Source organism: Dethiothermospora halolimnae, assembly GCF_037577855.1.
In the GTDB taxonomy this organism is placed as follows: domain Bacteria; phylum Bacillota; class Clostridia; order Tissierellales; family VENL01; genus Dethiothermospora; species Dethiothermospora halolimnae.
The window spans coordinates 22,387-29,658 of sequence record NZ_JBAKFX010000048.1 but is presented as its reverse complement, the minus strand read 5'-3'; the positions used below and the strand labels follow the sequence as shown (position 1 = coordinate 29,658).

The following is a 7,272-nucleotide window of genomic DNA, read 5'->3' as shown; positions in this document are numbered from 1 at the left end:
GATCAGCCTTCTCTATAAGATCTTCTTTATCATTACTATGTTTTCTAAACACAGATATTCCCAGACTAATAGTTAAAGGATGATTTTCATCAATTAACTCTTTAATCTTAGTTTCTTCTCTCTCCTCTCTCCCCTCTCCTCTCTCATCTGTTTTTTTACTTTCTTCTTTATCTTTTCTTCCCCATTTAAAAAGTTTTTTCCACATAAAATTTTCCTCCTAACTTACTTTTTCTGTTAACTCTTCTGTTAATTTTACTGATATTAATCTACTTACACCTTGTTCTTCCATTGTTACGCCATATAAAGAATCCGCACCTTCCATGGTTCCCTTTCTATGGGTTATTACGATAAACTGAGTATTATTTGAAAATTCCTTTAGATAATCTGCATATCTATATACATTGGCATCATCTAAAGCAGCTTCAATTTCATCTAATATACAAAACGGTGTAGGCTTAGTTTTTAATATGGCAAATAATAGGGATATGGCTGTCAAAGCTTTTTCACCACCGGATAATAAACTTAAATTTTGAAGCTTCTTTCCAGGGGGTTGGGCTACTATTTGAATACCACTGGTTAATATATTCTCCTCATCCAGTAAATAAACATCGGCCTTTCCTCCTCCAAACAGCTTCTTAAATATCTCTTGAAAATTACTTCTTATAATTTTAAAACCGGCAATAAATTGCTCCTGCATTTTTTCTTCCAATTCCTTAATAACCCTATTTAAAGACTTTTTAGCCTCCATCAAATCATCTTTTTGAGAACTCATAAACTCAAATCTTTCTTCAACCCTTTCGTATTCATCAATTGCATCTAAGTTAATATTTCCTAAAGACTTAATATTACTTTTAATTTTCCTTATTTTATCCTGTACCTTTGATATGCTATCTATATCCCTTTTATGTTCTATTGCCATCTGATAGGACATTTCATATTCATCCCATAATTTATTTGTATAATTATCAAGTTGAACATTATATCTTGCATATTTAACATCTAAAGTACCCATGCTTCGCTCCAAGTCACTAATCTTGGCATTCATATTCTGTAGCTTTATTTCCTCTGCATTATAAGTTTCTAGATAAGTCTTTTTATCTTTTTTTATCTTATCTAGAATTTCCTTGTATTCCCCTAGTTTTACTTTAAACTCTTCTTTATTATTGCCTAACTCTTTTATCTTTTTATCTATCACTATTAAATTATTTTTATTTTTAGAGATATTTTCTTTTTTTAATTTTATATCCCCTATCAAATTATTTTTATCTTTGTCATACATTTCAGCTTGATTAATTATAGATTTCATTTCCTGTTTAGATGACGCCAATTTAACCCTTATATTGGAGATATCATTTGATATTTCATCTCTAATATTTCTTTCTTTCTCAAATTTCTTTACCGTATCATCTATATTACCCTGTATTGATGTGTTTTCTTCCTCTAATTTTTTTAGTTCTAATTTTATTTTTTCTATGTTTTTCAAAGCATCTTTATTTTCATTTTTTAACTGTTCCTCTTCTTTAATATACTTTCCTATAGAATTATTTATCTGTTCCTTTTCTTTACTTAACTGTAACTGTTCATTTTCCAGTTTTGCCAATTTTACATTATAATCGTTAATTTTACTTTCTAAATTTTCTATTGAACTACTATGGTCTGAAATATCCCTTTTTAAGGATATTAAGTCCTTTTCATTGGATTTTAATTTATTGTTCAACAGATTTATATTTTTCTTTAATTCTTTAATTTGTCTTTCTCTACTAAGAATACTAGTTCTATTACTTTTGTAGCTTCCTCCAGTCATTGAGCCCCCAGGGTTTATAACATCTCCATCTAGAGTAACTATTTTTAAAGAATGATTACATCTTTTAGACACTTCCACTCCCATATCTAAATTATCTACAATCAAAACTCTTCCCAGCAAGTATTTGAAAATATCATTATAGGTATCATCATAGTTAATAATATTTGATGCTACATTTATCTTATCATTTGTATTTATAATCTTTTTTTCGTAGTTATTCAAGCTTCGTCCTTTAATAGACGATATAGGTAAGAAGGTAACTCTACCCAATTTGTTCTTTTTAAGATGTTCTATGATATTTTTAGCATCATTTTCTGTTTCAGTCACTATATTTTGAAGGGAGGAGCCTAAAGCTATTTCTATAGCTTTTTCATACTTTTTATCAACTTGTATTAGCTCAGCAACTACTCCCTTCACGCCCTTACCTAAACTAGGGTTTCTATCCACCGCCTTCAGAGTATTTTTTACACTCTTGTAAAACCCTTCATATTCTTCCTTCATATCTTTAAGTAAATTATAGTTTGATATCTTTCCTTGTATATCTCCTTTTAACTTACTCATTTCCTCTGATAAACTATCAAATCTATTTTCAACTTCCCTTTTATTTTGGACTCCATTACTCTTATCCCTTAGTAATTGTTTTAATTCTTTATTTACTGACTCTATATCTTCCTTATTTTTATTTATATCCTTTATATTTTTTTCTTTGTTTTTATTAAGTTCATTTAATTCCTTTTCTATCTGGTAAATTCTTTTATCTATATTTTCAGTAAAGGAATTTAAACTATTTATTTTACTCCTTTTATCAGATATTTTATTTAGTATTTCTATAATGTCTCCTTTTTTATCTTCAATACTTCTTTCTTTACTTTCAATCTCTCTATTTATATCTGAAATCTTCTTGTTTTTTTCTTCTACTGCATTATTTAGTATCTTAATTTTTGAATTTAATTCTTCCCTATGATCTTTAATTTCCTTACTGTCCTCATCGATTTTAATAATCTTTTCATTTAAATTTGATATTTCACCCTCTAATCTATCTATTTCTTTTTTTAATGTATTATTTTTTTCATTATAAAGCTTTAAATCCCCTTCATTCTTTTCAATATAATTTTCTGTTGTATATTTCTTATTTGTTATATCATCTATCTTCCTATCCATGTTATCAATTTCTTCTTTGATCTTATTATACTTTTTCTGGAATTTTTCTTTTTCTTCTTTATTGTATTTAAGTTGTTTCTCCACCAATTGTTTCTGACTTTCTATATGTTCTACCTGCTCTTTTAACCTATCTATCTCCCTAATAAATAAATTTATTTCTAGGTCCTTTAATTCTTCCGATAATTTCTGATATTTCTTAGCCCTCTTGGATTGTTCCTCTAAAGGGGTAATTTGTCCTTCTAGTTCTGTAATTATATCATTAATTCTAACTAAGTTATCATTAGTTTTCTCTAACTTTTTTTTCGCATCTTCTTTTCTACTTTTGTGTTTAACTATTCCAACAGCTTCTTCAAAGAGATTACGCCTATCTTCCGATTTTCCACTTAATATCTCATCAATCTTACCTTGTCCTATAATGGAGTATCCATCTTTTCCCACTCCCGTATCCATAAATAACTCTCTTATATCCTTTAATCTACAGGAGTTTTTATTCATATAGTATTCACTTTCACCGGACCTAAATACCCTTCTGGTTACACTTACCTCTGTATATTCAACGGGAAGCTTTCCATCCTTATTATCAAGAATCAACGTTACCTCTGCAAAGCCTACTGGTCTCCTACTTTGAGTACCTGCAAAAATAATATCTTCCATCTTGCTACCCCTTAAGGTTTTAGCACTTTGCTCCCCTAAAACCCATCTTATGGCATCGGAAATATTACTCTTACCACTTCCATTAGGTCCAACCACTGCAGTTATTCCATCTTGAAAATCTACTTCTATCTTATCTGCAAAGGATTTAAATCCCTGCATTTCTATACGTTTAAGGTACAATATATCCACCTCTTTCTAGTATATCTTAAATATTATATAATATTTTTTTCTTTCAAATAGTCATATATATATTTATTAATATTAATCTTATTATATTTATTATTATTATAAAAAGCCATATAATCCCTTGGTATATTAGTACCATTTATTTTAAAGTTTTTAATATTATACTTCTTCTTTAAATAGGATTTATTTTTTTTCTTCTGTCCTATTATATTCGACACTATACTATTATTTACCTCTATAATAATATCATTAGTTATTGTATTTTCTGACATAAATTTATCTATCACTATTCTATAGAGTTCAGATTCTACCATTTGTCTAAAGGATGGGTGAAATGGTCCTGCTACCAAATCTTTATTTAAAGATATATTATCCGTTGGTTGAAGACCTATTCTAATAACACCAATATCATTCACCTTAAATAACATTAATAAAATGCTACTTACAAAAACTCCTTCTTCTAATGTTAAAGACTTGTAGTTTCTATCTAAATACATGTTTTCAAGATGGGTATCCTTAACAACGAGGGTGGGATATATCCTAACAAAATCTGGAGATAAACTTATTATTTGTTTAGCGGTATTTATAGATTTTTCTACTGTATCCCCGGGTAGACCAACCATCATCTGAAGACCTAGATTAAATCCATATCTTTTTATTAGATTTGAAGCATTAATAACATCTTCCATGGTATGTCCCCTATTGCTTTTTTCTAATACATCTTTATCTAAAGATTGAACTCCCAATTCTATAGTATCCACTTTTTTTCCTTTAAGAATATCTAATATTTCTTTATCAATATAATCGGGTCTTGTTGACAACCTTATATTATCTATTAATCCCTTTTCTTTATACTCTTTTGCTACATCCAATAATTCTTTCTGAACTTTTATATCAATTCCCGTAAAGCTTCCACCAAAAAAAGCAACCTCTAGTTTTTTGTTACTTTTAGGTATTGTCTTTAAATACTCTTTTATAGTATCATCAACATCCTTATCTGTAATCTCAGTAGATAATCCAGTTATTTTCCGTTGATTACAGAACACACAATCATGGGGGCACCCCCTATGGGGAACAAATATTGGAATGATATGATAAGTTTTACTCATTTATACCACCTAATGTTCCTAAAGCAGATTTAGCAGCACTTTGCTCTGCTTCTTTTTTACTTTTACCCATTCCTTCTCCCAGCGTTTTATTTCCAACTTTTACATTCACATAAAATATTTTATTATGGTCTGGACCTTTTTCATCTACTACTTCATATGCTATTTTATTTTTTGTAACCTTCTGTACCACTTCCTGCAACTCTGTCTTATAATCTATAAAAATTTTTCCTTTAACTGCATCATCAATAATGTTAGTTAAATTATTTAATACAAAATCTCTAGCACTTTTTAATTGTCCATCTAAATATATGGCCCCAATTACTGCCTCAAAGGCATCTGCCAGTATAGATACCCTAGTTCTTCCACCGGTGGACTCTTCTCCCTTACCTAGAAGTAAATAATCTCCTAAAGAGAGTTTTTTTGCAACAAAGGCAAGGGTTGGTTCACATACCACTGTGGCTCTTAGTTTAGTTAACTCTCCCTCTGGATAGCCGGGATATTTATCAAAAATATAATCACTGACCACAACTCCTAAAACTGAATCCCCTAAAAATTCTAATCTTTCATTATATAAAATCCTGTGTTTTTTATGTTCATTAGCATAGGAACTGTGGGTTAAGGCCCTATTTAACAAATTAATATTATTAAATTTATAATTACTCTTTTCTTGAAACTTATATAATTTCTCTAGTCGCCCTTCACATAATTTCGTCATAAGTTACCTCCGTTATTTTTTTAGATAATATTGTATATACTTTAAAAAAAGTTTTAAAATATCTACAATATTATCCAACATATAGTTTACTACATTTATCAATATACATGCAAATAAAATGTAATTAATATTGGAATAAATACATTTTAGTACTTATTTATTCTGTGCAAAGTCCAGGATAGGAAGTGCAGAGATTTTTCACCGCAATAAATATATAAAAACTTGTATTTATTGTATATAAAAGTTGACTGATATGAAATAAAAATATAGCTAGTTACAAAGTGTAACTAGCCTTTATAAAAACTATTTGTATTTTTTAACTAATATAGTAGCATTGTGTCCACCAAAACCAAGGGAGTTTGACATTGCATAATTTACTTCTTTTTCAATGCCTTCATTTGGAACATAGTCTAGATCACAATCCTCTCCTCCATCATTGAAATTAATGGTGGGTGGTATAAAGTTATTATCTAGAGTTAAGGCACATACACAACCTTCTATTCCACCGGCTGCACCTAATAAATGCCCAGTCATAGATTTAGTTGAGCTTATCTTTAGTTTATTTGCATGTTCTTTAAATATAGTTTTAATAGCCATAGTTTCAAATTTATCATTATAATATGTGGAAGTTCCATGGGCATTTATATAGTCCACCTTATCATAGGAAATTCCAGCATCATTTAATGCCATTTCCATAGCCCTCGCAGCACCTTCGCCACCTTCTGCCGGTGCGGTTATATGATGGGCATCTGAAGTCATACCATATCCAACAACTTCCCCATATATTTTGGCCCCTCTTTCTATTGCATGCTCTAATTCCTCTAGTATTAAGATTCCAGACCCTTCTCCCATTACGAAACCATCTCTATCTTTATCAAATGGTCTACTGGCTTCTTTAGGATTATCATTGTTGGTAGATAAAGCCTTCATAGAAGAAAATCCAGCCAGTGCAAGGGGGGTTATACAAGCTTCTGCTCCACCAGTTATAATCATATCGGCATCGCCTCTTTGTATAACCTTAAAGCTATCACCTATGGCATTTGTTGCCGATGCACAAGCAGTTACTACAGTTTCATTACATCCCTTAGCTCCAAACAGTATGGAAACTTGTCCTGCTGCCATATTCCCTATCATCATAGGTATGAAAAATGGGCTTACCCTCTTTGGACCCCTATTTATTAATTTACTATGTTGTTTTTCTAAAGTTTCCAATCCTCCAACTCCAGAGCCAAGTATTACCCCAAATCTTTCCTTATCGACATTCTCTAGGTCTACATTAGAATCCTCCACTGCCATTTTACTTGCAGCCACAGCAAACTGTGTAAACCGATCCATTCTCTTTGCTTCCTTCTTATCTATATAATCTTTAGCATTAAAGTCTTTTACTTCACCTGCTATTTTTGTAGGGTAATCTTCTATATCAAATCTAGTTATTGTGTCTATACCACTTTTTCCATCTTTTATGGAGTTCCAAAACTCATCTTTGCCTGTACCTACTGGACTAATGACACCCAATCCAGTAATAACAACACGTTTCTTCATCATTTACCCCTCCGTATCTATTATATAAACCATCTGTTTTCAAATCTATTTTTAAGGTCCCGATTAAATCGGGACCTATTCTTTTCATTAATAATATAATT

Annotated in this window: 5 protein-coding genes; all 5 read right to left on the bottom strand. The window is 30.3% G+C overall.

Annotated features, from left to right (window positions below; translation table 11 throughout):
* On the bottom strand, window positions 1-205 hold a 205-nt coding region (locus tag V6137_RS16005), incomplete at its 3' end, for a hypothetical protein (RefSeq protein WP_425448965.1).
* A 12-nt stretch (window positions 206-217) separates the two neighbouring features.
* Window positions 218-3,799: a chromosome segregation protein SMC gene (gene smc, locus V6137_RS16000; protein ID WP_425448964.1), complete on the bottom strand. Its 3,582-nt coding sequence runs from the start codon at window positions 3,797-3,799 to the stop codon at window positions 218-220.
* A gap of 32 nt (window positions 3,800-3,831) precedes the next feature.
* Window positions 3,832-4,914 (bottom strand): elongator complex protein 3, encoded by a 1,083-nt coding sequence (locus V6137_RS15995; protein ID WP_425448963.1) that lies wholly within the window; start codon window positions 4,912-4,914, stop codon window positions 3,832-3,834.
* Window positions 4,907-5,629, bottom strand: coding sequence for a ribonuclease III (gene rnc, locus V6137_RS15990; RefSeq protein ID WP_425448962.1), 723 nt, complete (start codon window positions 5,627-5,629; stop codon window positions 4,907-4,909). Before rnc ends, V6137_RS15995 begins: the two co-directional genes overlap by 8 nt.
* Window positions 5,630-5,932: 303 nt before the next feature.
* Complete coding sequence (gene fabF, locus V6137_RS15985; RefSeq protein ID WP_425448961.1) at window positions 5,933-7,171, bottom strand: beta-ketoacyl-ACP synthase II; 1,239 nt, start codon at window positions 7,169-7,171, stop codon at window positions 5,933-5,935.
* Between the last annotated feature and the right edge of the window lie 101 nt (window positions 7,172-7,272).